We start from the raw sequence: 26,646 nt of genomic DNA on the forward strand, positions 1-26,646 counted from the left end.
GCCGGTTCCGCGGGGTTCCTGGCCTGACCCTGGCGAGGCGTCAGGCGCGCAAGTCGTCCACCACCGCCTGCAGCGCTGCGGGCAATCTCACTGGTCGCTGCGTGTCGCGATCGACGTACACGTGCACGAAATGGCCCTGCGCAGCGGCGGTTTCGGCGCCCTCGGCGAAGAGGCCGATCTCGTAGTGCACGCTCGAACTCCCCGCGCGCGCGACGCGGATTCCAGCCTCCACCGTCTGCGGGTAAGCCAGCGGCGAAAAGTAGTTGCAGCGCGTCTCGACCACGAAGCCGATCGTCTTGCCGTGATGGATGTCCAGCGCGCCGCGCTCGATCAGGTGCGTGTTCACCGCCGTGTCGAACCAGCTGTAGTAGACGACGTTGTTGACATGGCCGTACATGTCGTTGTCCATCCACCGCGTCGGGATCTTGCGGAAGACGCGGTAGCTGCTGCGTGGCTGGGGAGTCGGTCGGTCGCTCATGGCGCGGCATTTTGCCAGCGGCGCCAGTATTCGAAGGCCACGCGGAAGGTGCCGAGCTGGACCTGCACCGTCTCCGCGATGTCCGCCGCATAGCCGCCCGCCATGGCGAATGCCAGGGGGATGCGGCGCTGCCACGCGAAGTCGAACACCCGGCGGTCGCGCGCCTCCAGGCCATCGAAGCTCAGCTTGAGACGCCCGAGCCGGTCGCGCTCGAACGGGTCCGCGCCGGCCAGGTAGATCACCAGCCCCGGCGTGAAGCGGCGCTCCAGTTCGCCCAGCGCCTGCTCCACCGCCGCGAGGTAGTCCGCGTCGCCGCAGCCATCGGGCAGTTCGACGTCGAGGTCGCTGGCCTCCTTGCGAAAAGGAAAGTTCTTCTGCCCGTGGATCGACAGCGTGAACACGCTGGGATCGCCCTGGAAGATGCGCGCGGTCCCGTTGCCCTGGTGCACGTCCAGATCGACGATCGCGACCTGCAGCGGGGCACGCGCGCGGCGGCCGTGCTCCGCCTGCATGAGCCGCGCGGCGACGGCCGCATCGTTGAAGACGCAGAAGCCCCCGCCCTTGTCGGCGCTGGCGTGGTGCGTGCCGCCGGCCATGTTGCCCGACACGCCGTCGGCGAAGGCCGCCCGGCAGGCCTCGATGGTCGCGCCGGTGGAGCGGCGCGAGCGCTCGACCATCGCCTCGCTCCACGGGAAGCCGATCTCGCGCATCGCCGCGGCGCTCACGCTGCCGTCGCTGATCGATGCGATCCATTGCGGCGTATGAACCAGGGCGAGCTCGCCGTCGCTGGCCCGCGGCGCCTCGAACATGCGAACCGCCGGCAACTGGCGTTCGAGCCCCTGGCGCAACAGGGCGTACCGTCCCATCGGAAAACGGTGGCCCGGCGGCAGCGGCAGAACGAACTGGCCCGAATAAAAGGCACGCATCGCAACATTTTCGCGATTTAGAAATTGCCGCCTAAATTGCTGCAAAGCAACAAAAACCCCTTGTCCAGAATCATTGCCTCGCTAATACTTGAGGCCATGCTGCACCGCAACATTGGAGAGGGGCAGCTTCAACGTGAATCCATCCCTCAACCCAAACTGGAGCTCCCAAATGGCACTCACCGCTGACCAACTGATCGCCGCTCAAAAAGCCAACCTCGAAACCCTCTTCGGCCTGACCAACAAGGCCTTCGAAGGCGTTGAAAAGCTGGTCGAACTCAATGTGACCGCTTCCAAGGCCGCCCTGACCGAAGCCGCCGATGCCAGCCAGGCCCTGCTGAACGTCAAGGACGCCCAGGAACTGCTCGCCCTGCAAGCCAGCCTGTTCCAGCCCCTGGCCGAGAAGACCGCTGCCTACAGCCGTCACCTGTACGACATCGCCCAAGGCACGGGCGCCGAGTTCACCAAGGCTTTCGAAGTCAAGGCCGCTGAAGCGCAGCAAGCCTTCGTCGGCCTGGTCGACAGCGCCGCCAAGAACGCGCCCGCCGGTTCGGAAACCGCCGTCGCCGTGATGAAGAGCGCCGTGGCCGCCGCCAACAACGCTTTCGAATCGGTGCAAAAGGCTGTCAAGCAAGCCACCGACGTCGCGGAAGCCAACTTCCAGGCCGTGTCCACCACCGCCGTGAACGCCGCCAAGAGCACCGCTCAAACGGCTTCGCGCAAGCGCTAAGCCATCATCACCAACAACCGCCCGCCTCGAGCGGGCGCAGATTGTCTCCTTGGGTCCTTCGGGATCCAATTCAGGCCTCGTCTCCGGACGAGGCCTTTTTTTGTGCCCGCCTCGGCTTCGATAATCGCCCGGTTGCACAACTGAGACACAGGAGAAAAGCTCATGCAGATCGCAGGCAAGGTTTTCATCGTCACCGGCGGAGCCTCGGGGCTCGGCGAAGGCACGGCGCGGATGCTGGCGGCCAATGGCGGCAAGGTCGTCGTCGCCGACATGCAGGCCGACAAGGGCGAAGCGGTCGCCAAGGAGATCGGCGGGGTCTTCGTCAAATGCGACGTGAGCCAGGAAGCGGACGGCCAGGCCGCCGTGGCCGCCGCCCTCAAGCTGGGCAAGCTGATGGGCCTCGTCAACTGCGCCGGCATCGCGCCCGCCGAGAAGACGGTCGGCAAGAACGGGCCGCACGGCCTGGCGGTCTTCAGCAAGACCGTGATGGTCAACCTCGTGGGCAGCTTCAACATGATCCGCCTGGCCGCCGACGCGATGAGCAGGAACGAGCCCGAGTCGACCGGCGAGCGCGGCGTGCTGATCTCCACCGCCTCCGTCGCCGCCTACGACGGCCAGATCGGCCAGGCTGCCTACAGCGCATCGAAGGGCGGCGTCGTCGGCATGACCTTGCCGATCGCGCGAGATCTGGCGCGCAGCGGCATCCGCAACATGACGATCGCTCCGGGCATCTTCGGCACGCCGATGCTGTTCGGCATGCCCCAGGAAGTGCAGGACGCGCTGGCCGCGAGCGTGCCCTTCCCTTCGCGCCTGGGCACGCCCGAGGACTACGCGAAGCTCGCCCGCCACATCATCGAGAACGACATGCTCAACGGCGAGGTGATCCGGCTCGACGGCGCGATTCGGCTGGCGCCGCGCTGAAAGGATGTAGCCCCCACGCTCCCTCACTCCGTGTAGTCGCTGCCCCCCAAGGGGGCCGCAGGCCGCCTTGGGGCGGCCCGGCGCCGGCCTGGTGCCGCTTCGCTCCCCAGGGCGCCTTCGGTATCGTCGGGCGGCTTCATGCTGCCCGTGCGCTCCAGGCGCTCGTACTGCGCGATGACCTGCGCGCCGAACAGCACCAGCGTGGCGGCGATCTCCAGGCTCAGGAGCACCACGATCGCCGTCGTCAGCGAGCCGTAGACCACGCTCACCTGCGACAGCTTCGCGAAATAGAGCACCAGCACCCGGCGCGTGACTTCCCAGAGCAAGGTCGCAGTCACGCCGCCGAGCAGCGCATGGTGAAGCCTCAGGTGCCCGACCGGCATCACCAGGTAGAGCGAGGTCAGCATGAAGATCTCGCCGGCGAGGCCGAGCAGATACAGCAGCAACCCCGACACCCCCGAGAGCGACCAGCTGTGGCCGAGCAGTTCGACGCGCTCTTCCCCGATGACCTGCAGCGCGCCGGACACCAGCGTGACCAGCAGCAGTCCGATGCACAGGCAGAAGATGTAGATGTACGGCATCACCGCCGACATCAGGAAATGCCGCGAATGATCGGCCTTGCGATGGTGGAAGATCACCGCCATCGCGCTCTCCAGCACCGTGAAGGCGAGCGAGCTGAAGAAGATCATCGTCAGCAGCAATACCGGCCCGAGCACGTCGGCATGGGTGAGGAAATTCGACAGCTCGGCCACGAGCGCACGCGACTGCCCCGGCACGAGCCATTCGAGGTAGCGCCCGACCGCACCGAGCAGCGCGGACTGGTCGATGAAGTGCGACAGCGCGATGACGCTGACGATCAGGAGCGGCACGATCGACAGCAGCGCGTAATAGGCGACCGCGCCCGCCAGCAGCAGCCCCTGGTTGGCCTTGAAGGCCTTGAGCGCCTCCCACATGAACCTCATGGGGTGTTTCAGGAGCGGCGCGACGTGATGGATGGATCGGGGGATCATCGGTCGCTTTCGGGAAGACCAGTATGCCGCCGCCCGGCGAGCGTTTGATGGCTTGCGTATCATTTGCCGCTCTCCGCCTACATGACCATCCCCGCTTCTTTCATCCAGGAACTGATCGCGCGCGCCGACGTCGTGGAGATCGTCGGACGCTACGTGCAGCTCAAGAAGGCGGGTGCCAACTTCATGGGCCTGTGCCCGTTCCACGGGGAGAAGTCGCCGTCGTTCTCGGTCAGCCCGACCAAGCAGTTCTATCACTGCTTCGGCTGCGGCGCGCATGGCAACGCGATCGGCTTCCTGATGGAACACGCGGGCATGGGCTTCGTCGAGGCGGTGCATGACCTCGCCGGGCAGTACGGCATGCAGGTGCCCGAGGACAACGCCTCGCCCGAGGAACGCGCACGCGCCGCCGGCCAGCGCCAGAAGCAGGCGACGCTGACCGAGGTGCTGGTGAAGGCGGGCGACGCCTATCGCAAGCACCTGCGGCAGTCGAAGGGTGCCATCGACTACTTGAAGGGCCGCGGCGTCTCGGGCGAGATCGCGCGCCACTTCGGCATCGGCTATGCGCCGGCTGGCTGGCGCACGCTGGCCAGCGTGTTCCCTGACTACGACGACCCGCTCTTGACCGAAAGCGGACTCGTGATCGCCGCCGAAGCGGACGACAGCGGCGAAGGCAAGCGCTACGACCGGTTCCGCGACCGGGTGATGTTCCCGATCCGCAACGTCAAGGGCGAGTGCATCGGATTCGGCGGCCGGGTGCTCGGCGACGAGAAGCCCAAGTACCTGAATTCGCCCGAAACGCCGGTCTTCAGCAAGGGGCGGGAGCTCTACGGGCTCTTCGAAGCCCGCGCCGCCTTCCGCGAGCGCGGCTATGCCCTCGTCACCGAGGGCTACATGGACGTGGTGGCGCTCGCCCAGCTCGGCTTTCCGAACGCGGTCGCAACGCTGGGCACCGCCTGCACGCCCGAGCACGTGCAGAAGCTGTTCCGCTTCACCGACGCCGTGGTCTTCAGCTTCGACGGCGACGCCGCCGGCCGGCGCGCCGCGCGCAAGGCGCTCGACGGCGCCCTGGCCTACGCGACGGACGTGCGCAGCATCAAGTTCCTCTTCCTGCCGGCGGAGCACGACCCCGACAGCTTCATCCGGGAATTCGGCGCCGATGCGTTCGCGCGCTTCGTGAACGAGGCCACCCCGCTCAGCCGGTTCATGATCGAAGCCGCGCGCGAGGGCTGCGACCTGGGAACGGCCGAAGGCCGCGCGCACATGGCCAGCAACGCCCGGCCGCTGTGGACCGCGCTGCCGGAAGGCGCCCTCAAGCGCCAGTTGCTCGGCGAAATCGCGGGCCTGGTGCAGCTGAGCGGCCAGGAACTCGGCGAGCTGTGGGCGCCCTCGGCCGCCAAGGCGCCCCAGCCCCCGGCCATGCCGTCCGCCGCCAGCGACGGCGACTGGAGCGCCTGGACCGACCGCGGCGAATGGGTCGAAGACGCGCCCCGGAGCTTTCCGGACCGGCGGCGCTTCAGATCCTCCCGGACGGCGTCGCCGCCGCGTCCCCCGCCGGGCGGGCGCAAGCTGCCGACGAGCCGGCCCGACGTGGCGGCGCGGCTCGTGATGTCGAACATGGCCGAATGGGAGGGCCTGTCGCACGAGCTCCACGCCATGCTCTGCGCCCTGCCCGGCGATCACGGGCCGCTCTTCGCCTGGCTCGACAGCCAGCTGCACGAGCATGGCGTCCAGCCCTGGGCGGCGCTGCGCGAAGGATTGCGGGACCAGCCCTTCGAGGCGCTCGCCCTGCGCGTCATGACCGGCCCCGAGGGCGGCCCGCTGGTGAGCGCCGAGGGCGAAGGCGCCGCCGACGCGGCGCACGAGCTGCGCAACGTGCTCGACTACATGCTCGACGACCTCCTGAAGGCCCAGCAGAGCGAGGCGATCGACGCCGTCGGAAGCGATCCGCTGGCCCTGGAACGCTACAAGGCCCTGGAAGTGCGGCGGCTCGAGTTGCGCAAGCGCCTGAAACCGGGTACGCCGGGCAGCACTTGAAAAAGCTGTAACACGCTATAATCTAAGGCTTCGCCAGACGCCAGCCGTGTCTGGCACAAGGCAAGAGCGACAGCAGCACCTCCGGGCCGGCCCCAAGCGCAATGCACTTCCCGACGGGAAACGGGTCAATACACCGCAAGGACTGCACACCAAATGATCGCCCGACATCTTGCCTTTTGAAGGCTCTGCGGGGACTCGGTCCTTGCGGCCTCAGTGTTTGTGCTCCTGCCTGCGCCGGGTTTGTGGCGCCTGTGATTCCGCTTGGTCCATCTTGTTCTACGAGGTTTTATGCCCAGTTCGAAGAAGCCTGCCGTCTCCGCCGCCAAGAAGCCCGCAGCAGAAGAGAAGCCGTTGAAGAAAGCCGCGCTGCCGGCAACCAAGACCGGCGCCGCCGCGTCCAAGGCGTCTGCAGCTACGAAAGTGAAAACCGTGCCCACCAAATCGACCACCACCGACGAAACCACGACGAAGCCTGCCGCCAAGAAGGTTGGCCGTCCTCCCAAGGCAGCCGGCACGACGACCGGCGCCAAGCGGGGCCGCAAGCCGAAGGCGGCAGCAGCAAGCACCGAGGCCAGCGACATCGACCTGTCCGACATCGAGGACGATCTGGCCGGTGACGAGCCGGCGGCCGCGACGACCGAGGAAAAGGCCAAGCCGCTGCGCATGAAGATCAGCAAGGCGAAGGAACGCGCCTTGATGAAGGAATTCGGCCTCGACGAAACCGTCCTGTCCGAGGAAGACCTGGCCAAGCGCCGCTCGCGCCTGAAGACCCTGATCACCCTGGGCAAGACCCGCGGTTACCTCACGCACGGCGAAATCTCCGACCACCTGCCCGACAAGCTGGTCGATGCCGAGACCATGGAAGTCGTGGTCACCATGCTCAACGACATGGGCGTGGCGGTCTACGAGCAGACGCCGGACGCCGAAACCCTGCTGCTGAACAACACCGCGCCCACGGCCACCACGGTCGAGGAAGCGGAAGAAGAAGCCGAAGCCGCCCTGTCGACGGTGGACAGCGAATTCGGCCGCACCACCGACCCGGTGCGCATGTACATGCGCGAAATGGGCACGGTCGAGCTGCTCACCCGCGAAGGCGAAATCGAGATCGCCAAGCGCATCGAGGGCGGCCTGATGTCCATGATGGAAGCCATTTCGGCTTCGCCCGCCACGATCGCCGAGATCCTGCGCCTGGCCGAGGACATCCGTGAAGGCAAGGTCGTCATCTCGACCATCGTCGACGGCTTCTCGAACCCCAACGAGGCCGACGACTACGTGGCCGAGGAAGACTTCGACGAGTTCGACGAGGAAGACGACGACGACGGCAAGGGCGGCTCCAAGGCGCTCACCAAGAAGCTCGAGGAACTCAAGAACGAGGCCCTCACCCGCTTCGACCGCATCGCCGGCCTGTTCGAGAAGATCCACAAGATCTACGACAAGGAAGGCTACGGCACGCCGTCCTACCAGAAGGCGCAGCACGCGCTGTCCGAGGAGCTGATGACCATCCGCTTCACGGCCCGCACCATCGAGAAGCTGTGCGACCTGGTGCGCACGCAGGTGGACGACGTGCGCAAGAAGGAGCGCGAACTGCGCCGCATCATCGTGGACAAGTGCGGCTTCCCGCAGGAAGACTTCATCCGCGACTTCAGCGGCTACGACAAGAACGGCAACCGCGTGGCTTCGAACCTGCTCAACCTGAGCTGGGTCGAGAAGCAGGCCGCTGCCGGCAAGGCGTGGAGCGCGGTGCTCCAGCGCAACATCCCGCCGGTGCAGGAACTGCAGCAGCGCCTGGCCGACATCCAGGCCCGCGTGGTGGTGCCGCTGGCCGAGCTGAAGGACATCAACAAGCGCATGAACGAAGGCGAATCGTCTTCGCGTGACGCCAAGAAGGAAATGATCGAGGCCAACCTGCGTCTCGTCATCTCCATCGCCAAGAAGTACACCAACCGCGGCCTGCAGTTCCTCGATTTGATCCAGGAAGGCAACATCGGCCTGATGAAGGCGGTCGACAAGTTCGAATACCGCCGCGGCTACAAATTCTCGACCTACGCGACGTGGTGGATCCGCCAGGCGATCACCCGCTCGATCGCCGACCAGGCGCGCACCATCCGCATCCCGGTGCACATGATCGAGACCATCAACAAGATGAACCGCATCAGCCGCCAGCACCTGCAGGAGTTCGGCTTCGAGCCCGATGCCGGCATCCTGGCCGCGAAGATGGAGATCCCCGAGGACAAGATCCGCAAGATCATGAAGATCGCGAAGGAGCCGATCTCGATGGAAACCCCCATCGGCGACGACGACGATTCGCACCTGGGCGACTTCATCGAGGACAGCAGCAACACGGCGCCGATCGAGGCCGCGATGCAGGCGGGCCTGCGCGACGTGGTCAAGGACATCCTCGACAGCCTCACGCCGCGCGAAGCCAAGGTGCTGCGCATGCGCTTCGGCATCGAGATGTCGACCGACCACACGCTGGAAGAAGTCGGCAAGCAGTTCGACGTCACGCGCGAGCGCATCCGCCAGATCGAGGCCAAGGCGCTGCGCAAGCTGAAGCACCCGAGCCGTTCGGACAAGCTGCGGAGCTTTATTGATACCCTCTGATCTCCAGCGATCGGAATCTGAAGGCGCCTGAGGGCGCCTTCTTTTTGCTCAAGAACAAGAAGGAGACCCAAGACGGATGAATCCCGACGCGCACAAGATCTGGCGCGCGCCCCGCTGGGCGCTGGCGGTGCTGCTGGCGGTGCTGGGCATGCTCGGGCCGTTCTCGATCGACACCTACATCCCCGCCTTCTCCGGCATCGCGCGCTCGATCGGCGCCTCGCCGGTGGAGATGCAGCAGACGCTCTCGGCCTACCTGTTCGGCTTCGCGTTCATGAACCTGTTCCATGGCGCGCTGTCGGACAGCTTCGGCCGGCGGCCGGTGGTGCTCTGGGGGCTGGCGGTGTTCACGGTCGCATCGCTGGGCTGCGCCCTCGCGCAGACCATCGGCTGGCTGGTGTTCTTCCGTGCGCTGCAGGGCCTGTCGACCGGCGCGGGCATCGTGGTCTCGCGCGCGGTGATCCGCGACATGTTCCCGCCGGCGGAGGCGCAGCGGGTGATGAGCCAGGTCACGATCTACTTCGGCATCGCGCCCGCCATCGCGCCGGTCGTGGGCGGGTTCCTGTTCGTGAACCTGGGCTGGCACAGCATCTTCTGGTTCCTGGTCGCGGTGGGCGTGGTGCTGTGGACCGCCAACTACAAGCTGCTGCCGGAGACGCTGCACCCGAGCCACCGCCAGCCCTTCGAGGTGCGGCACCTGCTGCGGGGATACTGGGACCTCTGCTCCGATCCGCGCTTCCTGCTGCTGGCGCTCGCGAGCGGGGTGCCGTTCAACGGCATGTTCCTCTACGTGCTGGCGGCGCCGGCCTTCCTCGGCGAACACCTCGGGCTCGCGCCGACCCAGTTCTTCTGGTTCTTCATGCTCACCATCGGCGGGATCATGCTCGGCGCCTGGGCCAGCGGGCGCATGGCCGGCAGGGTGGCGCCGAAGCGGCAGATCCGCGACGGCTTCGTGATCATGCTGGCGACCTCGCTCGTCAACGTGGCCGCCAACGCCCTCTTCACGCCGCACGCCGGCTGGGCCCTGTGGCCGCTGGCGGTGTTCGCCTTCGGCTGGGCGCTCATGGTCCCGGTCGTGACGCTGCTGGTGCTCGACCTGCACCCCGAGCGCCGCGGCATGGCGTCTTCATTGCAGGCCGTGATCGGCTCGACGGCCAACGGCGTCGTCGCGGGCATGGTGGCGCCGCTGGTGATGCATTCCACGCTGGCGCTGGCCTGCACCTCGATCCTCATGCTGGGCATCGGGCTCGTGGCCTGGGTCTGGCTGCACCGGCGCTGGCCGGCAATCGGGCGGCTGGTCGCCAAAGAGGCAAGCTGATCCTGATTCATGCGCTTCGAAACACTCTCCGACTTTGCGCGCGCCTGGATCCCGGGCCCCACGTCCGCCAATGCCCAGGAGCGCCTGCGGGCGACCTTGGGCGCCGCGGTCGGCCTGCTCTTCACCGCGCTGATCTGCCACTGGATCACCGGCATCTCCTCCAGCGCCGCCTGGCTCATCGCGCCGATGGGCGCGAGCGCGGTGCTGGTCTTCGCGTTGCCCGCGAGCCCGCTCGCGCAACCCTGGCCGGTGATCGGCGGCAACACCATTGCCGCACTGGTCGGCATCGCGTGCGTGAACTGGCTGCCGGGCGGCGTGTGGCTCGATGCCTTCGCGACCGCGCTGGCGATCGGCGTGATGTTCTCGCTGCGCTGCCTGCATCCGCCGGGCGGCGCGGCCGCGCTGCTGATCGTGCTGACGCACACCACGCAGTTCTCGTTCGCCCTGTTCCCGACCCTCGCCAACTCGGTGCTGCTGGTGCTGGCGGGCGTGGTCTACAACACGCTGACCGGGCGGCGCTATCCGCACGTCCAGATCGCACCGAAGCCCTCCCCGGCGGACAGCCGGTTCAGCTCGGCCGACATCGATGCGGTTCTGGCGCGCTACAACCAGGTGCTCGACATCAGCCGCGACGATCTCGAATCGCTGATCCGCCAGACCGAGGTCGAGTCATGGCACCGCCGGCTCGGCACCGTGCATTGCACCGACATCATGTCGCGCGACCTGGCCTACGTGGAGTTCGGCACCCCGCTGCAGGAAGCCTGGACGCTGATGCACGAGCGGCGCATCAAGGCGCTGCCGGTGGTCGACCGCACCCGGCGCATGGTCGGGATCATCACGCAGGCGGACTTCTTCCGGCACATCGACCTGCAGCATCACGAAGGCATCGGCGGACGGCTGCGCGATTTCATCCGCGCCACGCGCACCGTGATGTCGAGCAAACCCGAGGTGGTCGGCCAGATCATGACCCGGCAGGTCCGCGTGGCGAGCGAGGAGCGGCCGCTCGCCGAGCTGGTGCCGCTCTTCTCGGAAGGCGGCCACCATCACATTCCGATCATCGACGCCGACCGGCGACTGGTCGGCATGATCACGCAGTCCGATTTCGTGCGCGCGCTGTATCGGGCCGTGGGGCCTGAGGCCTGACCGGCCAGTAGTCCGGGTCGGCGAAGCGCTCCACCAGCAGGTCGAGCAGCAGGCGCAGCGCCGCCGGCATCTGCCGCCGCGATCCATACAGGCCGTAGACGCCGAGCGGCTGCGGCACGGCCTCGGGCAGCAGCGCCACGAGCCGCCCTTGCGCAATCAAGCTTTTCGCCGCATAGACGGGCTGCATGGCAATGCCCGCGCCTTCGGCCGCCGCCGCGAGCAGCACGTTCGATTCATTGGCGCTGAGGTTGCCGCTGACCGGCACGGCCAATCGCTCGCCCGCGAGATCGAATTCCCACAGGCTCTTGCCGAAGTACGAGTAGGTCAGGCAGTTGTGGGTCGCCAGGTCCTGCACCCGATGCGGCCTGCCATGCACGGCCAGATAGTCCGGAGAGGCGCAGATCACCGAATCGCACCGGCCCAGCGGCCGTGCGATCAGGTTCGGGTCGAGGTCGTTGGTGATGCGGATGGCGAGGTCGATCCGCTCCTCGACGAGATTCACCGATCGCGCCCCGATCTGCAGATCGATCGCCACCAGCGGATGGCGGCGCAGGAAATCGGCCACCGTGGCGGCCAGCACATCCTGCGCGAGCGACTGCGAACAGGCGACGCGCAGCAGCCCGCGCGGCGCTTCGGCCGCCTCGTTGCAAGCGACGACCATCTCGCCAGCCAGTTCCAGCATGCGGCGGCAACGCGCGAGGGTCTCGCGCCCGGGTTCGGTCAGGCTCAGCCGGCGCGTCGTGCGGTGCAACAGGCGCGCGCCGGCCCACTCCTCCATCTGCGCCAGATAGCGCGTGACCATCGCGCGCGACATGTCCAGCGCCTCGGCGGCGGCGGTCATGCTGCCTTTTTCGGCAATAGAGACAAAGACTTCTGCGGCGGTCACGCGGTCCATATTCGATCGAATCGAGCAACAAACCTGCCCATCCTACGGCGTTTTTCGATCGAACCGGGAAACATACGATCACGGCCATGACCGAAAAGTCCCCTTCCCGCCGCGCGACGCTTCACTACGTCTTCGACCCGCTCTGTGGCTGGTGCTATGCGGCCACGCCGCTGGTCGACGCGGCCCGCGCCATCCCCGGGCTGAAGATCGAGCTCCACGGCGGCGGGATGATGACCGGCCCCAACCGCCGCCCCATCACCCCGGAATGGCGCAGCTACGTGATGCCCCACGACCGCCGGATCGCCGAGCTCAGCGGGCAGCCCTTCGGCGCCGCCTACTTCGATGGCCTGCTCAACGATGGCGGCGCGATGCTCGATTCCACCCCGCCCCTGACCGCGGTGCTGGCGGCGCAAGCCGTGGCCGACCGGGGGCTCGACATGCTGAGCCGGGTGCAGCAAGCCCACTACGTCGAAGGGCGCCGCATCGCCGAGCGGCCCGTCCTGCACGATCTGGCGGCGGACATCGGCCTGGCACCGACCGCCTTCGCCACCGCCTTCGACGAGCTGACGGGCGAGACCATCCATCGGCACGTCGTCCACAGCCGCCAGTGGCTCGCGAGAGCGGGCGGCCAGGGCTTCCCCACCTTCGCGCTGGAAACGCCCGCCGCGCAGGTCACGCCCGTGGAGGCCGGGCGCTTTCTCGGCCGGCCCGACGCCTGGGCCGCGCAGCTCGAACGGCTGATCGCGCAGGCCGCCTGACCCATCCCCCACATTTCTTCTTCAATCTTCAATCTCTGAAAGGGAGTTCACCATGAAGATCGCCATCCTCGGCATTTCGGGCCGCGTCGGTTCGCGGATCGCCAACGAGTTGCTTCAACGGGGCCACTCCGTGACCGGCATCGCGCGCAAGATCGAAGGCGTGGCCGAGCGCCCCAAGCTCACCCTGAAGGCGGCCGATGCCACCTCGGTCGATGCGCTGGTGCCGCTGCTCGGCGGCCACGATGCGGTGATCAGCGCCACCCGCTTCGTCGGCGGCATCGATGCGGCGACGCTCGTCGCCGCCGCGAAGAAGGCCGGCGTGCCGCGCGTGCTCGTCGTGGGCGGCGCAGGCAGCCTCGAAGTGGCACCGGGCAAGGCGCTGGTCGACACGCCCGACTTCCCGGAGGCCTACAAGGCCGAAGCGCTCGCGGGCCGCGTGTTCCTCGATGCGCTGGGCGCCGAGAAAGAGCTCGACTGGACCTTCCTCTCGCCGTCTGCGCTCTTCCTGCCGGGCGAGCGCACCTACAAGTTCCGCCTCGGCGGCGACGGCCTCCTGACCGACGAACAGGGCAAGAGCTGGATTTCGATGGAGGACTACGCGATCGCGATGGCCGACGAAGTCGAGTTGCCGAAGCACTCGCGCCAACGCTTCACCGTGGGGTATTGAGCGCCCTCAGCCTGCCGCTTCGAGGGTGCGCTTCATGGCGCGCATGCCCTCGTCGATCATGGCAGCGATCGGCTCGGCCATGGTGTTGGGGAGCAGGTCGGCGACCCAGACGAGGCGGCTGTGCGTGGCGTCCTCGGGATACACCTGCAGCGATGCGTTGTGATGCGTGAGCCGGCCGCCCGAGGCCGACCACGCGATGCGGCGTGTCGCGTCGTCGACGTCGACGATCACCTCCCGGGCCACGATGCCGTTGCCGAAGGTGACGATCCGCGCATCGCCTTCGAGCCGGCAATCGGTCACGAAGCCGGGCACGAGCCGGCGGTGGATCTCGCCCACGTCGCGCACCGCATCCCAGATGTGGGCGGCGCTCGCCTCGACCTGCATTTCGCGTCGAATGGATGCCATGCGTTTCTCCTTTCGAACCCGGAGAGTTTAGGCCGGCCGGCGCGCAACGACGCGCCCGCGTGCCGCTCAGCGGGAAACGCCGAGCAGCCGATCCAGCACGTCGGGCTGCGCACTCAGCGTCGCCGCATGGTCCGCGTGCACCACGGTGCCATGGTCGAGCACCACCGCCTCGTCCGAGATCGCGAGGATCGCCTGCGGATGCTGCTCGACGACGATCGCCGCCAGCCCCTCGTCCCGCGTGATGCGACGGATCGCGCGCAACAGCTCTTCCACGATGATCGGCGCCAGCCCTTCGAGCGGCTCGTCGAGCAGCAGCAGCGTCGGGTTCACCACCAGCGCGCGGCCGACGGCCAGCATCTGCTGCTCGCCGCCCGAGAGCTGCGTGCCCAGGTTGCTCTTGCGCTCGGCCAGGCGCGGGAACATCTCGTAGACGCGCTGCGCATTCCACTTGCCCGGCCGCTCGACCGCGGTGAGGTTCTCATGCACCGTGAGCGACTTGAAGATGTTGCGCTCCTGCGGCACCCAGCCGATGCCGACGGCGGCACGCTGGTGCGAAGGCAGCTTGTGCAAGGCATTGCCGCCGAGCGTGATCGTGCCGCCGTGCTGGCGCGTCGCGCCTGCGAGCGTGTTGATCAGCGTGGTCTTGCCGGTGCCGTTGCGGCCCAGCAGCGCCAGCGTCTGGCCTTCGCCGAGCGAAAAGGAAATGTCGTGCAGCACCACGGCCTCGCCGTAGCCTGCGCTCAGGTTCTCGATGCGAAGCAACTCAGACATGTGCCTCTCCGTGGCCCAGGTAGACCTCTTTCACCTTCGGGTCGTTCGCAATCGTGTCCGGGTCGCCCTCCGTGAGCAGCGTGCCGTTGACCAGCACGGTCATGCGGTCGGCGAAGCTGAACACCAGGTCCATGTCGTGCTCGATGAGCAGCACCGAGACATCGGCCGGCAGCGCGGCCACCGTCTCCAGCAGTTCCTCGCGCTCGCCCGCCGGCACGCCGGCCACGGGCTCGTCCAGCAGCAGCACGCGCGGCTCGCAGGCCAGCGCGATCGCGATCTCGAGCAGACGGCGCTTGCCGTAGGCCAGATGCCTGGTCTGCTGGCCGGCGACGTCGGCGAGCCGGAACTGCTCCAGCAGCTGCCCCGCGCGCTCGGCGACCTTTTTCGAGCTGCCCAGCGGCCGCCACCAGTCGGTGCCCACGCCGGTGTGCTGCGACACCACGAGCGCGAGGGTCTCCAGCGGCGACATCGAATCGAACAGCTGGTTGATCTGGAAGGTGCGCACCATCCCGCGCGCCACCCGCTTGTGCGGCGCAAGGCGCGTGATGTCCTCGCCTTCGAGCACGATGCGGCCCTCGGTCGGCGTGAGCACGCCGGTCAGCAGGTTGATCAGCGTGGTCTTGCCGGCGCCGTTCGGGCCGATCAGCGCATGACGCGCGCCGCGCCGCAGGTTCAGCGACACGTTGTTGGTCGCGGTGATGCCGCCGAAGCGCATCACGAGGCCGGTGGCCGAGAGGACGATGTCGTTCACGTTATCTTTGTTCACGGTGCTCACGGCTTGGCACTCCCTGCATTCCCCCGGGCGCCGAACCAGGTCCAGGGCTTGAGCAGCCGGTCGCGGCCGACGAGCACCAGCAGCACCAGGATCAGGCCGATCCAGAACATCCAGTACTGCGGCGTGACGGCCGAGAGCGTGTCCTGCAGCACCTTGAAGACGATCGCGCCGGCGATGCCGCCATAGAGCCAGCCCACCCCGCCGATCACCAGCATCAGCAGCACGTCGGCCGAGCGGTCGAAGGCGAGCACGTCGAGCGAGGCGAAGCCCGTGGTCTGCGCGAGCAGCGCCCCGGCGCCGCCCGCCACCGCCGCGGCGATGGTGTAGATCACCGCCAGCCGCGGGATCACCGGGATGCCGATCGCCATGGCGCGCAGACGGTTGTCGCGGATCGCCTTGAGCGTGGCGCCGAAGGGCGAATTCACCAGGCGCCGCATCAGCAGGAAGAGCAGCAGCATCACCGAGAGCGAATACCACGCGGCCGTGCGGCCATAGAGGTCGAAATCGAACATGCCCAGCACCGGCCCCATGACCACGCCCTGCAGCCCGTCGGCGCCGCCGGTGAGCCAGTCGAGCTTGTTCGCGAGTTCGAGCAAAAGGAGCGCCGTGCCGAGCGTGACCATCAGCCGCGTGAGATCGCTGCCGCGCAGGATGGTGACGCTCGCAACCGCACCCAGCAGCGCGGCGACCACGATCGCCACCACCAGCCCGACCGTGGGGTCGGGCATCACATGCTTGGCGAACAGCGCGGCCGTGTAGGCGCCCAGGCCGAAGAAGCCGGCATGGCCCAGCGACACGACGCCGGTGTAGCCGAGGATCAGATCGAGCGACATCGCGAACAGCGCGACGATCGCGATCTCGTTGATCATGAGCGCGTGCGAGGGCAGCGCCAGCGGCAGCACGAAGGCCAGCGCCCAGACCACGAACTCCAGCGGGCGCCAGCGCGCCTTCGCCAGCAGCGGGGATTGGAAGTCCATCAGCGGCCTCCCTTGCGCGTGAACAGGCCTTGCGGCCGCCACATCAGGATGAGGATCATCAGCAGGTAGACGGTGAAGGCGCCCATCTTCGGGATGAAGTACTTGCCCGCCACATCGGCGACGCCGAGCAGCAGCGCCGCCAGCAGGGGCCCGGTGATGGACGTGGTGCCGCCGACCGACACCACGATGAGGAAATAGATCATGTACTTGAGCGGGAAGGTCGGATCGAGCCCCAGGATCTCGGCGCCCAGCGCGCCACCCAGGCCGGCCAGTCCCGAGCCGACCGCGAAGGTCAGCAGGAACACCACGTTCACGTTGATGCCCATGCCGGCGGCCACGCGCGGATCGTCCACCGCCGCGCGCAGCCGGCTGCCGAAGCGCGTGCGCGTGAGGATGAGCTGCAGCACCACCGTCAGCAGCGCGCACACCGCGATGATGAAGATGCGGTAGTGGCCCATGCCCAGCATCAGCGCGCCGTCGCCGATCTCGGTGCGGCCGCTCAGCCACTCGGGCAAGTGGATGTTCTGCTGCGACGAGCCGACGAAATAGTCGATGCCCGCCACCGCCATGAAAGCCAGCCCGATCGAGAACATCACCTGGTCGAGGTGCGTCTTGCCGTACATCGGGCGGTAGAGCGTGCGTTCGAGCAACGCGCCCACGCCGCCGACCACGATGAACGCGAGCGGCAGGCAGACCAGGAACGGCACGCCGAGCTTCTGCATGGCGAAGACCGTGAGATAGCCGCCCGCCATGGCGAAGGCGCCATGCGCGAGGTTGATGAAGTTCATCAACCCGAGCGTCACGGCCAGTCCGACCGCGAGCACGAACAGCAGCATGCCGTAGGCAATGCCGTCAAAAAGGATGGTCAACATGCTGCTGTCCGAAACCCTGTGGTGATTACTTCGACTTGCCCGGGTCCTTGACGGCCTTGATCACGTCGAACTCGACGTTGTAGAGCTGGCCGTCCTTCTTCTCGACCTTGCGCAGGTAGATGTCCTGCGTGATGTCGCGCGTCTGCGCATCGATCAGCACCTGGCCGCGCGGGCTTTCGAAGACCTGGCCCTTCATCGCAGCCAGCAGCGCATCGCCGCCGCCCTGGCCCTTGGTGGTCTTGAGCGCCTCGTAGATCATGCGCATGCCGTCATAGCCGCCGATGGCCATGAAGTTCGGGCGCATGTTCTTGTTGGCCTTCTCGAACGCCTCGACGAACTTCTTGTTCATCGCCGACGGATGCGCCGTCGAGTAGTGATGCGAAGTGACCACGCCCAGCGCGCCGTCGCCCATGTCGTTGAGCTGGTCGTCGTCCGTCAGGTCGCCGGTGCCGATGAGCTTGATGCCGGCCTTGTCCATGCCGCGCTCGAGGAACTGCTTCATCACCGCCGCACCCGCGCCCGAAGGCACGAAGACGAACAGCGCGTCGGGCTTGGCGTCGCGCACCTTCTGCAGGAACGGCGCGAAGTCGGGGTTGCGCAGCGGCACGCGCAGCTTGTCGAGCACCTTGCCGCCGTTGAGCTGGAAGCGCTCGGTGAAGAACTTCTCGGCGTCGTTGCCGGGGCCGTAGTCGGACACCAGCGTGACCACCGACTTGATGCCGTTCTTCGGCGCCCAGTCACCCATCGCGACCGAGGCCTGCGGCAGCGTGAAGCTCGAACGCAGCATGTAGGGCGAGGCCTCGGTAATGCTCGACGTGGCCGCCGCCATCGTGATGGCCGGTGTCTTCGACTGCGTGGCGATCGGCGCCACGGCCAGGGCGATCGGCGTCAGGCCGAAGCCCGCGAGCACGTTGACCTTCTCGTTCACCACGAGCTCCTGGGCGATGCGCTTGGCGACATCGGGCAGGCCGGTGTCGTCCTTGACGATCAGTTCCACCTTCTTGCCCGCGACGGTGTCGCCGTTCTGGGCCATGTACAGGCGCGCCGCCGCTTCGATCTGGCGCCCGGTGGACGCCTGCTGCCCGGTCATGGGCAGGATCAGGCCGATCTTGAAAGTGTCCGCGGCATGCGCCAGCGGCACGGCCAGCGCGATGGCGGTCAGGCTGGCGGCCTGGACGAATTGACGACGAAGCATGGAAGCTCTCCTTCTGCGGTGATGCTGGAACTGGAAAAAATCGGGGGCTATTGTGACGAAATGCAATCTCGCGCGGACGCCGGCAAACACCTAGCTTTCGCCGCGGGCATTGGATTTCTGCGCGATCAACGATTGCTCTGCGCGATCATCGCGCAGAGCTTGCTGAGCGGTTCGGGGCGGAAAAGTTCATTTCTCTCTCGCCTCTTCAATCGCGGCGACGGATGAGTTTCACGGCCGGCAGCGCAGCGGTCTGCGGGCCGTGCAAGGCCTCGCGCAGATTGCGTTGCGCGATGCGGCTGTGCTCGCGCATCAGCGCCTCGGCGCGCGCGCCTTCGCGGTTCTCGATGGCGTCGAGCACCTGCCAGTGCTGGTCCTGCGCCACCAGCAGCCGGTCGCGCGCACTCGGCGAATTCGCCTCCGCGACCACGAAGCCCGAGGGCGAAGCGAACGGCAGGTTGGTCACGCGCTCGGTCTGCATCGCGATCACCGGGCTGCCCGACATCTCGGCCAGCAGGCGATGGAATTCCGCGTTGCAGGCGACATAGCGCGAGAAGGCCGCATCGTCGAGCGCCGGCTCCCGCATCAGTTCGTCGATGCGCTTGAGGCAGGCGCGCGCCTCGCGCAGCACCATCTGCGGCGCACCGCGCTCGGCGGCCAGCCGGGCCGCGAGGCCTTCGAGCGTGCCGCGCAGCTCGATCGCATCGCTCACGTCGCGCTCGGAAAAAGTCCGCACCGCATAGCCGCCGCTCGGCAGCGCTTCGAGCAGGCCTTCCTGTTCGAGGCGCATCAGCGCGCTGCGCACCGGCGTGCGCGACACCCCAAGCAGCTCCGAGATCGCCACTTCGGCGATGCGCGCGCCGCCCGGCAGCTCGCCGGCGAGCACCATCTCGCGCAGCCGCAGCTGGGCCTTGACGACCTGCGAGCCGCCGGCTTCGGCGTGGGATGTAACGGAGGGACTGGGGGGATGCACGGGATACGGAATGTATCCATAAATCACCGAAAATCGTCTCTCTTCGCACTCAGTCAAGGGTAAACACCCATGCCTGTGTATCCGCTAGCGCCCACCTTTGTGCGGATACGATCGACCGTTCTTTTCCAGATATCGACGGAGCCAACCATGTCAGAACATGCCCACCTGCCCGCACGCTACGACCACGTCGGCAGCTTCCTGCGCCCCAAGTACCTGCTCGAAGCCCGCGAGCAGAAGGCCAAGGGCGAGATCACGCCCGAACAGCTTCGCAAGGTCGAGGACAAGGCGATCACCGAGATCGTCAAGTTCCAGGAAGACATCGGCCTCAAGAGCATCACCGACGGCGAGTTCCGCCGCACCTACTTCCACATCGACTTCCTCGAGCAGCTCGGCGGCGTGAAGACCGACATCCCGGTCACCATCCGCAAGCCCGACGGCACCGAGGAGCTGGCGCCGCCGGTCATGCGCGTGATCGACAAGGTGCGCCACGCCAAGAACATCCAGCTCGCCGACTTCGAGTACCTCAAGAGCCAGGTGTCGGCCGGCAACACGCCGAAGGTCACGATCCCCTCGCCCACCATGCTGCACTTCCGCGGCGGCCGTGCAGGCATCAGCAAGGAGGCCTACCCCGAGCTCGAGCCCGACTTCTACGACGACGTCGCCAAGGCCTACGGCGACGAGCTGCGCTCGCTCGCCGCTGCCGGCTGCACCTACGTGCAGATGGACGACACCAACCTCGCCTACCTCTGCGACGAGAAGATGCGCGAAGCCGCCCGCCAGCGCGGCGACGACCCCAACGAGCTGCCGCACCGCTACGCCAAGTTCATCAACAAGGTGGTGGCGCAGAAGCCCGCCGGCATGATCCTGGCGATGCACCTGTGCCGCGGCAACTTCAAGAGCACGCACGCGGCGGCCGGCAACTACGAGCCGGTGGCCGAGGCGCTGCTCAAGGAGATGGACCTCGACGCCTACTTCCTCGAATACGACGACGCGCGCTCCGGCGACTTCCGCCCGCTGCGCTTCCTGCCGAAGGGCAAGACCGTCGTGCTCGGCCTCGTGACCACCAAGTTCGGCGAGATGGAAGACAAGGACGAGCTCAAGGCCCGCATCGAGGCCGCCGCCAAGTACGTCTCGCTCGACCAGCTCGCGCTGTCGCCGCAGTGCGGCTTCTCCAGCACGGTGCACGGCAACAACATCGCGGTCGAGGCCCAGCGCGCCAAGCTGCGCCTGGTCGTCGAGACCGCCCGCGAAGTCTGGAAGGAATAGGCTCGCCCCCAGGCTTGCTCACTTCGTGCAGCCGCCAACCCCCAACCGGGGGCAACACCAGCGGCCCGGCGAAGCCGGTTCCGCGGTGTTTCCCGAATGGCCCGAGTTCGTGGATTTGCGTGGATTTGCGTGGATATTTGATTCGTCGGCGCGGTGAAGTAGGCTCCGGCCTATGAAGCAAACACTGCTGCGCACGTGAACCGCATCGACGACTGGCTCGACTGGCTGCCCTCGCCCTCGCAGCACCTGTTGGTCGTCACTTTCGCATTGCTGGTCTATGTGCTGACCAGCCGCGCCAAGCGCGAGCAGCGCGCGCCTTCGACCGCCATCGCCTGGGTGATGGGGCTCGCGCTGCTGCCCTACGTGATCCTGCCGATGTACCTGCTGTTCGGCCAGCGCAAGCTGCGGCCGGCAGGTTCGCCGCGGACGGCGCGCACGAACCCCGCCGGCCATTGGGCGGCCGACCTGATCGAGAGCTTCGGCCTCGCGCCGCCCGGGCCCTGCGCGGTGCGCCTCCATTCCGACGGCGCGGCGGCGCGCGAGGCACTCTTCGAGGTCATCGAAGGGGCCCGCGCGCGGCTCGATATCTGCACCTTCATCATCGGCGACGACACGCTCGGCCACGACGTCATCAACCGGCTGGCGCGGCGCGCCCGCGAGGGCGTGAAGGTGCGCGTGCTGCTCGACGGCTTCGGCGCGCTGTCGCTGCCGCGATCGCACTTCGACACGCTGCGCGACGCGGGTGTCGAGACCGCGGTGTTCCGTCCCATCTTCAGCCTGCGCCACGCGGGGCCGCGCAACCTGCGCAACCACCGCAAGTTCACCATCGCGGACGACCGGTGGTTGTGGTCGGGCGGCCGCAATCTCGCGGGCGAATACTTCACCGGCAACGACGACCACCCGGTGCCGTGGCGGGATCTCTCCTTCGACCTGCACGGCAGCGTCGCGGCGGCGGCGGCGCGGCAGTTCGATCACGACTGGTCCTCGCTTCGCAGCCACCAGCCGCGCGAGATGGCCGCGGCCGACATCCATGCGGACGGCGAACTCGCGCAACTGCTGCCGAGCGGCCCGGACCAGACCGAGGACACCGCGCAGGCCCTGCTCATCGATGCCTGCTTCCGCGCCGAGCACCGGGTGCTCGCGATCACGCCCTACTTCGTGCCCGGGGACGGCCTGCGCGACGCGCTGCGACTTGCCGCGCGGCGCGGCGTGCAAGTCACGATCGCCATCCCCGCGCGGTCGAACCACCGGCTTGCCGACTTCGTGCGCGCCCGTGCCATGCGCGACCTCGCGCGCGCCGGCGTGATCTTCCGCATGCTGCCCTTCATGGCGCATGCCAAGGCGGTGGTGGTGGACGAAGACCTCGCGCTGTGCGGCTCGATCAACCTCGACATGCGCAGCCTGCTCATCAACCACGAGGCGGCCGTGGTGTTCTACGGCCACGAGCAGATCGACTGGCTCGCGCAATGGATCGAGACCGCCGCGTCGGCCGGCGAGACCTACCGGGCGCGGCAGCCCGGGCTGATTCGCGACGTGGCCGAAGGCTTGCTGCTGACCATCGCATTCCAGCTTTGAGCCTTGACGGGCACGCTGTGACTTGCGCGGCATCTTGGCCGATACTCGTCGCCCGAACCGACAACCAAGCTAGGAGCGCTCCATGGGAAAACTCGTGCAGTTCAACCGCCCCGACGGCGGCAGCGTCAATGGCTACCTGGCCGAGGCCGACAAGGCCTTCGGCTCGGTGGTGGTGATCCAGGAATGGTGGGGCCTCAATGACCAGATCCGCGGCGTCGCGGAGCGCCTGGCCAAGGCGGGCTTCACGGCGCTCGTGCCCGATCTCTATCGCGGCAAGTCCACCGTCGAAGCCGAGGAGGCGCATCACCTGATGAGCGGCCTGAACTTCGGCGACGCCGCATCGCAGGACGTGCGCGGCGCGATCCAGTACCTGAAGGCGCGCGGCGGCAAGGTGGGCGTCACCGGCTACTGCATGGGCGGCGCGCTGACGCTGCTCGGCCTCACGATGGCGCCCGAAGCCGATGCCGGCGTGGTCTGGTACGGCTACCCGCCGCTCGAATACGTCGATGCCTCGAAGATCAAGGCGCCGCTGATGGCGCACTGGGCCACGCAGGATCAGGCCTTCGCGATCGCCGGCGTCGATGCGCTCGAAGAAAAACTGCGCGGCGCGGGTGTGCGCTACGAAGGCCACCGCTACCAGGCCCACCACGCCTTCGCCAACGAAACCGCACAGGGGCCGGGACGCATTCCGATCACGCAATACGACGCCGTCTGGGCCCAGCTCGCCTGGGACCGCACCCTGCGCTTCTTCGGCAAGGAACTGGCGAGCTGAGTCAGGGCGCCGCTTGCGGCGCCTTTTCCGGCGCCTTGTTGCAGTAGCTCGCGTTGCCGAGCCCCGTGCCGATGGTCAGCACGGCCCAGCGCTTCACATCGCGCATGAAGGGAAGCTCGCTCAGGCCCTGCACCACCGCGTCGTTGTGGATGAGCACCACGGTCGGCTCGCCCCCGATCGTCGGGATCCGCTTGCACAGCCTGCTCGGCAGGTGGAAGTTCTCGCTCTCCCAGTCGCCGGGCAGGTTCTGGGCACCGCGCGCGATCGATCCGTCCTTGCGGATCAGCCCCGGGCAGCCGATGCCGATGAAGGGCGCGAGGCGGATGCCCTTCCGGCGGCAGTAGCGCATCTGCTCTTCGAGCATTCCCACCAGCCGCTCGACCAGCACCTTGCGGCTGGGCCCTTCGTCGGCGTGGCGCCATTTCTGGCGGTGAATCACCTTGGCCCTCGACAGGTCGCGCGCGCGCCGCCTGCGCGTCTTGACGATGCCGCTGCGCACGTTGGTGCCGCCGATGTCCAGCGCGAGGATCGCGTCGTGCCCTTTCAGCAGCGGCGGCGGCACCAGGTGCACCCATCCGAGCAGGCCACCGTCGTCGGTCGCATGGCCGATGCGGCCCAGCTGCACGGAGATCCGCATGTCCGGGAGCAGGGCCGCCGTCTGCAGGATCGCGCGTTCGCCCACGTCGCTTTCAGGAAAGCCGCCACCGATCACGATGCGCTCCACGCCCTTCCACGACGGATGGCGCATGAAGCGGTCGATCACCCAGGCCAGCTCTTCGGCGAATTCCTCGATGACGCCGTGGACCACGTCGGCCGCCTCCGAGGCCTTCCTGCCGAGCACCTGGTCCAGGGCGTCTTTCGTCATCTCCCTGGAGTGCTGCCCGCCGAGCGGGTCATTGCCCTTCCTGCGGCGCCGTCGGCGCCAGCGTTCGAGCAGTTCCCTGAAGGCGGTCTGGCTGGCCTGGTCGCCGACGAAGCCCTCGCCGTCGCGCAGCTGGAGGCTGTAGCCCTCGACCACCACCGAGGGCAGCTCGCGTGCGCCGTGCACGTCATCGGCGAGCGGTGGCTGGTCCTCGTCCTGCCTGCGATGCCTGCGCCTTGCCATTCGGTCCTCGCTCGTCGGCTGCGCCCGTCATTCGGCGGTGGTCGCCAGGATGAGCCGGGTGGTTTCCTCCGGCGCGTCCCAGTGCGGATAGTGGCCGCAATGCTCGAACCAGTGGATGTGCGCATCCGGGAAGAGCCGCAGGGCACGCTGCGCCTGCCTCGGAAAACAGATCCGGTCGCAGCGCCCCCAGCCGATCACGAGGCGCTTCTTCAGGCCCCCCGCAGCAAGGCCTTCGACGGGTGCGGCCCGCATGAGACCCCCGAGCATGGCGCCGAACGACGCCGCGCCGGCGCGGCCGCGCATTTCCTCCAGCGCCTGCGAAGCCGAAAGACGCGCCGGCTGCGCCGAGAGCTGCTTCAGGACCAGGCTGCGCGACCAGCCGTGCCTGGTGATCGCCGGCATCGGCTGATTCATGAGCTGCGCGACGCGCCACCAGAAACAGACCGAGGCGCCATACGAATAGCGCTCCCAGCCGGCCCAGAACCCCACCGGGCCGAGCGCGACGACCGCCCCGAGCAGGCCGCCGCGCCGCGCCAGTTCGAGTACGAGACGCGCGCCCACCGAGTTGCCCACCGCATCGGTGCCGACCAGTTCGTGTTCCCGCAGGAACTGCGCCACGGCATCGGACATCGTGCGGATCGACACCTCGCCGGACAACGCCGGGCTCTTGCCGAAGCCCGGCAGATCGATCGCCGTGACGCTGCGCTCGGCGGCCAGCGGCCCCAGGATCGCTCGCCACGAACGCCAATTGCCGCCCAGCCCGTGAACGAGCAGCAACGGCTTGCCTTCGCCGTGGCGAACGTAATTGATGAGCACTCCTTCAGTTTGCGTTCAGCCGGGCCAGTGCCGGCATCGGCCCGGCGCACGACACGCTGTAGGAAAAGGCCTCGGACTCCGACGAACGCCCACTGGCGCGCCCGGCGCCCCGGCCGATACACTCGATCGATGAAGCCGCTGCGCCGCGTCTGGTTCACCGCCCTCGCCTGCCTGGGTTTCCTGTGGGGCGCCGCACCGTCGCACGCCCAGCAGGACACCCTGCGCGTCGGCTCCAAGCGGTTCACCGAGTCGTACATCCTCGCCGAGGTCCTGGCGCAGACCGCCGCGCCGCAGCTGCCGGCCCCGCCGGTGGTGCGGCAGGGGCTGGGCAATACCGCCATCGTCTACGAGGCGCTGAACTCCGGCGGCATCGACCTCTATGCCGAATACACCGGGACCATCGCGCTGGAGATCCTCAAGGGCAACGGATCGATGACGCTCGAGCAGATGAACGCCGCGCTGCGCCCGCTCGGCCTGGGCGCGGCGATCCCGCTGGGCTTCAACGACGGCTACGCGCTCGCGATGCGCGCGGCGGACGCGGACCGGCTTTCCATCCGCCGCCTCAGCGATCTGGCGAACCACCCCGAACTGAAGCTGGGCCTGTCGAACGAGTTCATCGGCCGCGCCGACGGCTGGCAGGGGCTGGCCGAACGCTATGGCTTCAAGCAGACGCCGACCGGCCTCGACCACGGCCTGGCCTACGACGCCATCGCCGCCAAGCAGATCGACGTGATGGACATCTACACCACCGACGCCAAGATCGACCGTCTCGGCCTGCGCGTGCTGGAGGACGACCGGCGCTACTTCCCCCGCTACGACGCGGTGGTGCTCTACCGGCTCGACCTGCCCGGGCGCTGGCCCGCGGCGTGGGCGGCCTTGCAGAAGCTCGAAGGCCGCATCGACGAGCGCGCGATGATCGCGATGAATGCGCGCGCCGAACTGAACGGCGTGGGCTTCGATGCCATCGGGCGCGATTTCCTCGCGCAAGGCAAGGCACAGGCGCCCGCCGGCGCGGCGGCATCCGGGGACGCGGCCGCGCGCGGCTTCACCGCCAAGCTGTTCGGCCCCGACCTCGGCCGCCTCGCACGCCAGCACCTGCTGCTGGTCGCGCTCTCGGTCGGGCTCGCGATCCTGATCGCGGTGCCGCTCGGCATCCTGGTGTTTCCGCATCTGCGCGCCCGCGCGGTGGTGCTCGGGCTCACCGGCCTCTTGCAGACCATTCCGTCGCTCGCGCTGCTGGCGATCCTGATTTCGCTGGTCGGCGTGATCGGCACCCTGCCCGCGCTGATCGCCCTCACCCTCTATTCGCTGCTGCCGATCATGCGCAACACGGTCACCGGGCTGGCCGAAGTCCCGTCCGGGCTGCGCATGGCCGGCACCGCGCTCGGCATGAGCGCCGGGCAAAGCCTGCGGCTGGTGCAACTGCCACTGGCGCTGCCCACCATCCTGGCCGGCGTGCGGACCGCGACCACCATCGCGATCGGCACCGCGACCATCGCCGCCTTCATCGGCGCGGGCGGCTTCGGCGAGCGGATCGTGACCGGCCTCGCGCTCAACGACCGGCAACTGCTCGCCGCCGGCGCCATTCCGGCGGCGGCACTGGCGCTGCTGAGCGAAGCGTTCTTCGAATTCGTCGAATACATCACGCGGCGGCGGGACTGAGCCCCGGGGCTTCACGAGG

At 67.8% G+C, this 26,646-nt stretch carries 26 protein-coding genes; 13 read left to right on the forward strand and 13 right to left on the reverse strand.

All coding sequences use genetic code 11. From position 1 onward, the window contains the following. Window positions 1–40: 40 nt before the first annotated feature. Together VAR608DRAFT_RS31620 and VAR608DRAFT_RS31625 are read right to left on the reverse strand one after the other, a co-directional pair. Window positions 41–478, reverse strand: a complete 438-nt coding sequence (locus VAR608DRAFT_RS31620) for an acyl-CoA thioesterase (protein ID WP_088957662.1) — start codon at window positions 476–478, stop codon at window positions 41–43. Next, window positions 475–1,404 (reverse strand): histone deacetylase family protein, encoded by a 930-nt coding sequence (locus VAR608DRAFT_RS31625; protein WP_088957663.1) that lies wholly within the window; start codon window positions 1,402–1,404, stop codon window positions 475–477. Before VAR608DRAFT_RS31625 ends, VAR608DRAFT_RS31620 begins: the two co-directional genes overlap by 4 nt. 169 nt (window positions 1,405–1,573) lie before the next feature. Here VAR608DRAFT_RS31625 and VAR608DRAFT_RS31630 point away from each other — a divergent pair, with 169 nt between their 5' ends. Then, window positions 1,574–2,131 carry a phasin family protein gene (locus VAR608DRAFT_RS31630; protein WP_088957664.1) on the forward strand — a complete coding sequence of 186 codons (558 nt, stop codon included), beginning with the start codon at window positions 1,574–1,576 and terminating at the stop codon, window positions 2,129–2,131. Between the two features lie 162 nt (window positions 2,132–2,293). Continuing rightward, the gene (locus tag VAR608DRAFT_RS31635; RefSeq protein ID WP_088957665.1) at window positions 2,294–3,052 is read left to right on the forward strand and encodes a 3-hydroxyacyl-CoA dehydrogenase; all 759 of its coding nucleotides are present in this window, start codon (window positions 2,294–2,296) and stop codon (window positions 3,050–3,052) included. 23 nt (window positions 3,053–3,075) lie between these two features. On the opposite strand, the gene VAR608DRAFT_RS31640 is transcribed toward VAR608DRAFT_RS31635, so the two are convergent. Beyond that, window positions 3,076–4,014 carry a YihY/virulence factor BrkB family protein gene (locus tag VAR608DRAFT_RS31640; protein ID WP_231973029.1) on the reverse strand — a complete coding sequence of 313 codons (939 nt, stop codon included), beginning with the start codon at window positions 4,012–4,014 and terminating at the stop codon, window positions 3,076–3,078. 129 nt (window positions 4,015–4,143) lie between these two features. Here VAR608DRAFT_RS31640 and dnaG point away from each other — a divergent pair, with 129 nt between their 5' ends. The 4 genes from dnaG to VAR608DRAFT_RS31660 all read left to right on the forward strand — a co-directional run bounded on the left by dnaG (window position 4,144) and on the right by VAR608DRAFT_RS31660 (window position 11,155). After that, entirely contained in the window at window positions 4,144–6,096 is a 1,953-nt protein-coding gene (gene dnaG, locus VAR608DRAFT_RS31645; RefSeq protein ID WP_088959084.1) for a DNA primase, read from the forward strand. A 288-nt stretch (window positions 6,097–6,384) separates the two neighbouring features. Then, a complete protein-coding gene (rpoD, locus tag VAR608DRAFT_RS31650) occupies window positions 6,385–8,697 on the forward strand; it encodes an RNA polymerase sigma factor RpoD (RefSeq protein WP_088957667.1) in 2,313 nt (770 codons plus the stop codon). A gap of 76 nt (window positions 8,698–8,773) precedes the next feature. After that, complete coding sequence (locus VAR608DRAFT_RS31655) at window positions 8,774–10,012, forward strand: multidrug effflux MFS transporter (RefSeq protein ID WP_088957668.1); 1,239 nt, start codon at window positions 8,774–8,776, stop codon at window positions 10,010–10,012. Window positions 10,013–10,021: 9 nt separating this feature from the next. Continuing rightward, on the forward strand, window positions 10,022–11,155 hold the full coding sequence (locus VAR608DRAFT_RS31660; RefSeq protein WP_088957669.1) for an HPP family protein: 1,134 nt from the start codon (window positions 10,022–10,024) through the stop codon (window positions 11,153–11,155). Here the strand turns inward: VAR608DRAFT_RS31660 and VAR608DRAFT_RS31665 are convergent. After that, complete coding sequence (locus VAR608DRAFT_RS31665) at window positions 11,100–12,050, reverse strand: LysR family transcriptional regulator (RefSeq protein ID WP_088957670.1); 951 nt, start codon at window positions 12,048–12,050, stop codon at window positions 11,100–11,102. The genes VAR608DRAFT_RS31660 and VAR608DRAFT_RS31665 overlap by 56 nt on opposite strands. A gap of 77 nt (window positions 12,051–12,127) precedes the next feature. Between VAR608DRAFT_RS31665 and VAR608DRAFT_RS31670 the strand changes: the two genes are divergently transcribed. Beyond that, window positions 12,128–12,799, forward strand: coding sequence for a DsbA family protein (locus tag VAR608DRAFT_RS31670; protein WP_088957671.1), 672 nt, complete (start codon window positions 12,128–12,130; stop codon window positions 12,797–12,799). Window positions 12,800–12,851: 52 nt separating this feature from the next. Further along, on the forward strand, window positions 12,852–13,466 hold the full coding sequence (locus VAR608DRAFT_RS31675; RefSeq protein ID WP_088957672.1) for an NAD(P)-dependent oxidoreductase: 615 nt from the start codon (window positions 12,852–12,854) through the stop codon (window positions 13,464–13,466). A 6-nt stretch (window positions 13,467–13,472) separates the two neighbouring features. On the opposite strand, the gene VAR608DRAFT_RS31680 is transcribed toward VAR608DRAFT_RS31675, so the two are convergent. The 6 genes from VAR608DRAFT_RS31680 to VAR608DRAFT_RS31705 form a co-directional block, all read right to left on the reverse strand. Next, window positions 13,473–13,871, reverse strand: a complete 399-nt coding sequence (locus VAR608DRAFT_RS31680; RefSeq protein ID WP_088957673.1) for an SRPBCC family protein — start codon at window positions 13,869–13,871, stop codon at window positions 13,473–13,475. 66 nt (window positions 13,872–13,937) lie between these two features. Continuing rightward, complete coding sequence (locus VAR608DRAFT_RS31685) at window positions 13,938–14,642, reverse strand: ABC transporter ATP-binding protein (protein WP_088957674.1); 705 nt, start codon at window positions 14,640–14,642, stop codon at window positions 13,938–13,940. Next, window positions 14,635–15,393: an ABC transporter ATP-binding protein gene (locus tag VAR608DRAFT_RS31690; protein WP_088959085.1), complete on the reverse strand. Its 759-nt coding sequence runs from the start codon at window positions 15,391–15,393 to the stop codon at window positions 14,635–14,637. Before VAR608DRAFT_RS31690 ends, VAR608DRAFT_RS31685 begins: the two co-directional genes overlap by 8 nt. 20 nt (window positions 15,394–15,413) lie before the next feature. Further along, window positions 15,414–16,394, reverse strand: a complete 981-nt coding sequence (locus tag VAR608DRAFT_RS31695) for a branched-chain amino acid ABC transporter permease (protein ID WP_088957675.1) — start codon at window positions 16,392–16,394, stop codon at window positions 15,414–15,416. Next, window positions 16,394–17,266 (reverse strand): branched-chain amino acid ABC transporter permease, encoded by an 873-nt coding sequence (locus VAR608DRAFT_RS31700; RefSeq protein WP_088957676.1) that lies wholly within the window; start codon window positions 17,264–17,266, stop codon window positions 16,394–16,396. Before VAR608DRAFT_RS31700 ends, VAR608DRAFT_RS31695 begins: the two co-directional genes overlap by 1 nt. A 25-nt stretch (window positions 17,267–17,291) precedes the next feature. After that, complete coding sequence (locus tag VAR608DRAFT_RS31705) at window positions 17,292–18,461, reverse strand: ABC transporter substrate-binding protein (RefSeq protein ID WP_088957677.1); 1,170 nt, start codon at window positions 18,459–18,461, stop codon at window positions 17,292–17,294. 18 nt (window positions 18,462–18,479) lie between these two features. Between VAR608DRAFT_RS31705 and VAR608DRAFT_RS38165 the strand changes: the two genes are divergently transcribed. Continuing rightward, window positions 18,480–18,686: a hypothetical protein gene (locus VAR608DRAFT_RS38165; protein WP_157731170.1), complete on the forward strand. Its 207-nt coding sequence runs from the start codon at window positions 18,480–18,482 to the stop codon at window positions 18,684–18,686. On the opposite strand, the gene VAR608DRAFT_RS31715 is transcribed toward VAR608DRAFT_RS38165, so the two are convergent. After that, window positions 18,667–19,431: a GntR family transcriptional regulator gene (locus tag VAR608DRAFT_RS31715; protein WP_088957679.1), complete on the reverse strand. Its 765-nt coding sequence runs from the start codon at window positions 19,429–19,431 to the stop codon at window positions 18,667–18,669. The two genes, VAR608DRAFT_RS38165 and VAR608DRAFT_RS31715, sit on opposite strands and share 20 nt — an antisense overlap. Window positions 19,432–19,578: 147 nt before the next feature. Here VAR608DRAFT_RS31715 and VAR608DRAFT_RS31720 point away from each other — a divergent pair, with 147 nt between their 5' ends. The 3 genes from VAR608DRAFT_RS31720 to VAR608DRAFT_RS31730 all read left to right on the forward strand — a co-directional run bounded on the left by VAR608DRAFT_RS31720 (window position 19,579) and on the right by VAR608DRAFT_RS31730 (window position 23,044). Continuing rightward, window positions 19,579–20,697 carry a 5-methyltetrahydropteroyltriglutamate--homocysteine S-methyltransferase gene (locus tag VAR608DRAFT_RS31720; protein ID WP_088957680.1) on the forward strand — a complete coding sequence of 373 codons (1,119 nt, stop codon included), beginning with the start codon at window positions 19,579–19,581 and terminating at the stop codon, window positions 20,695–20,697. A 195-nt stretch (window positions 20,698–20,892) separates the two neighbouring features. After that, the gene (locus tag VAR608DRAFT_RS31725) at window positions 20,893–22,272 is read left to right on the forward strand and encodes a phospholipase D-like domain-containing protein (protein ID WP_231973030.1); all 1,380 of its coding nucleotides are present in this window, start codon (window positions 20,893–20,895) and stop codon (window positions 22,270–22,272) included. An 82-nt stretch (window positions 22,273–22,354) separates the two neighbouring features. Further along, entirely contained in the window at window positions 22,355–23,044 is a 690-nt protein-coding gene (locus VAR608DRAFT_RS31730; RefSeq protein ID WP_088957681.1) for a dienelactone hydrolase family protein, read from the forward strand. Window position 23,045: 1 nt separating this feature from the next. On the opposite strand, the gene VAR608DRAFT_RS31735 is transcribed toward VAR608DRAFT_RS31730, so the two are convergent. Then, window positions 23,046–24,149: an ROK family protein gene (locus VAR608DRAFT_RS31735; RefSeq protein WP_088957682.1), complete on the reverse strand. Its 1,104-nt coding sequence runs from the start codon at window positions 24,147–24,149 to the stop codon at window positions 23,046–23,048. Window positions 24,150–24,176: 27 nt separating this feature from the next. Continuing rightward, entirely contained in the window at window positions 24,177–24,965 is a 789-nt protein-coding gene (locus VAR608DRAFT_RS31740) for an alpha/beta fold hydrolase (RefSeq protein ID WP_088957683.1), read from the reverse strand. Window positions 24,966–25,094: 129 nt separating this feature from the next. Between VAR608DRAFT_RS31740 and VAR608DRAFT_RS31745 the strand changes: the two genes are divergently transcribed. Then, on the forward strand, window positions 25,095–26,627 hold the full coding sequence (locus VAR608DRAFT_RS31745) for an ABC transporter permease/substrate-binding protein (protein WP_088957684.1): 1,533 nt from the start codon (window positions 25,095–25,097) through the stop codon (window positions 26,625–26,627). Window positions 26,628–26,646: the final 19 nt, after the last annotated feature.

The sequence above is a fragment of the Variovorax sp. HW608 genome (assembly GCF_900090195.1).
In the GTDB taxonomy this organism is placed as follows: domain Bacteria; phylum Pseudomonadota; class Gammaproteobacteria; order Burkholderiales; family Burkholderiaceae_C; genus Variovorax.

Bases quoted from the DNA above. Each gene is read 5' to 3' on its own strand.
- VAR608DRAFT_RS31620 (WP_088957662.1), bottom strand. From the start codon at position 478: ATGAGCGACCGACCGACTCCCCAGCCACGCAGCAGCTACCGCGTCTTC.
- VAR608DRAFT_RS31625 (WP_088957663.1), bottom strand. From the start codon at position 1,404: ATGCGTGCCTTTTATTCGGGCCAGTTCGTTCTGCCGCTGCCGCCGGGC.
- VAR608DRAFT_RS31630 (WP_088957664.1), top strand. From the start codon at position 1,574: ATGGCACTCACCGCTGACCAACTGATCGCCGCTCAAAAAGCCAACCTC.
- VAR608DRAFT_RS31635 (WP_088957665.1), top strand. From the start codon at position 2,294: ATGCAGATCGCAGGCAAGGTTTTCATCGTCACCGGCGGAGCCTCGGGG.
- VAR608DRAFT_RS31640 (WP_231973029.1), bottom strand. From the start codon at position 4,014: ATGAGGTTCATGTGGGAGGCGCTCAAGGCCTTCAAGGCCAACCAGGGG.
- dnaG (WP_088959084.1), top strand. From the start codon at position 4,144: ATGACCATCCCCGCTTCTTTCATCCAGGAACTGATCGCGCGCGCCGAC.
- rpoD (WP_088957667.1), top strand. From the start codon at position 6,385: ATGCCCAGTTCGAAGAAGCCTGCCGTCTCCGCCGCCAAGAAGCCCGCA.
- VAR608DRAFT_RS31655 (WP_088957668.1), top strand. From the start codon at position 8,774: ATGAATCCCGACGCGCACAAGATCTGGCGCGCGCCCCGCTGGGCGCTG.
- VAR608DRAFT_RS31660 (WP_088957669.1), top strand. From the start codon at position 10,022: ATGCGCTTCGAAACACTCTCCGACTTTGCGCGCGCCTGGATCCCGGGC.
- VAR608DRAFT_RS31665 (WP_088957670.1), bottom strand. From the start codon at position 12,050: ATGGACCGCGTGACCGCCGCAGAAGTCTTTGTCTCTATTGCCGAAAAA.
- VAR608DRAFT_RS31670 (WP_088957671.1), top strand. From the start codon at position 12,128: ATGACCGAAAAGTCCCCTTCCCGCCGCGCGACGCTTCACTACGTCTTC.
- VAR608DRAFT_RS31675 (WP_088957672.1), top strand. From the start codon at position 12,852: ATGAAGATCGCCATCCTCGGCATTTCGGGCCGCGTCGGTTCGCGGATC.
- VAR608DRAFT_RS31680 (WP_088957673.1), bottom strand. From the start codon at position 13,871: ATGGCATCCATTCGACGCGAAATGCAGGTCGAGGCGAGCGCCGCCCAC.
- VAR608DRAFT_RS31685 (WP_088957674.1), bottom strand. From the start codon at position 14,642: ATGTCTGAGTTGCTTCGCATCGAGAACCTGAGCGCAGGCTACGGCGAG.
- VAR608DRAFT_RS31695 (WP_088957675.1), bottom strand. From the start codon at position 16,394: ATGGACTTCCAATCCCCGCTGCTGGCGAAGGCGCGCTGGCGCCCGCTG.
- VAR608DRAFT_RS31700 (WP_088957676.1), bottom strand. From the start codon at position 17,266: ATGTTGACCATCCTTTTTGACGGCATTGCCTACGGCATGCTGCTGTTC.
- VAR608DRAFT_RS31705 (WP_088957677.1), bottom strand. From the start codon at position 18,461: ATGCTTCGTCGTCAATTCGTCCAGGCCGCCAGCCTGACCGCCATCGCG.
- VAR608DRAFT_RS31720 (WP_088957680.1), top strand. From the start codon at position 19,579: ATGTCAGAACATGCCCACCTGCCCGCACGCTACGACCACGTCGGCAGC.
- VAR608DRAFT_RS31730 (WP_088957681.1), top strand. From the start codon at position 22,355: ATGGGAAAACTCGTGCAGTTCAACCGCCCCGACGGCGGCAGCGTCAAT.
- VAR608DRAFT_RS31735 (WP_088957682.1), bottom strand. From the start codon at position 24,149: ATGGCAAGGCGCAGGCATCGCAGGCAGGACGAGGACCAGCCACCGCTC.
- VAR608DRAFT_RS31745 (WP_088957684.1), top strand. From the start codon at position 25,095: ATGAAGCCGCTGCGCCGCGTCTGGTTCACCGCCCTCGCCTGCCTGGGT.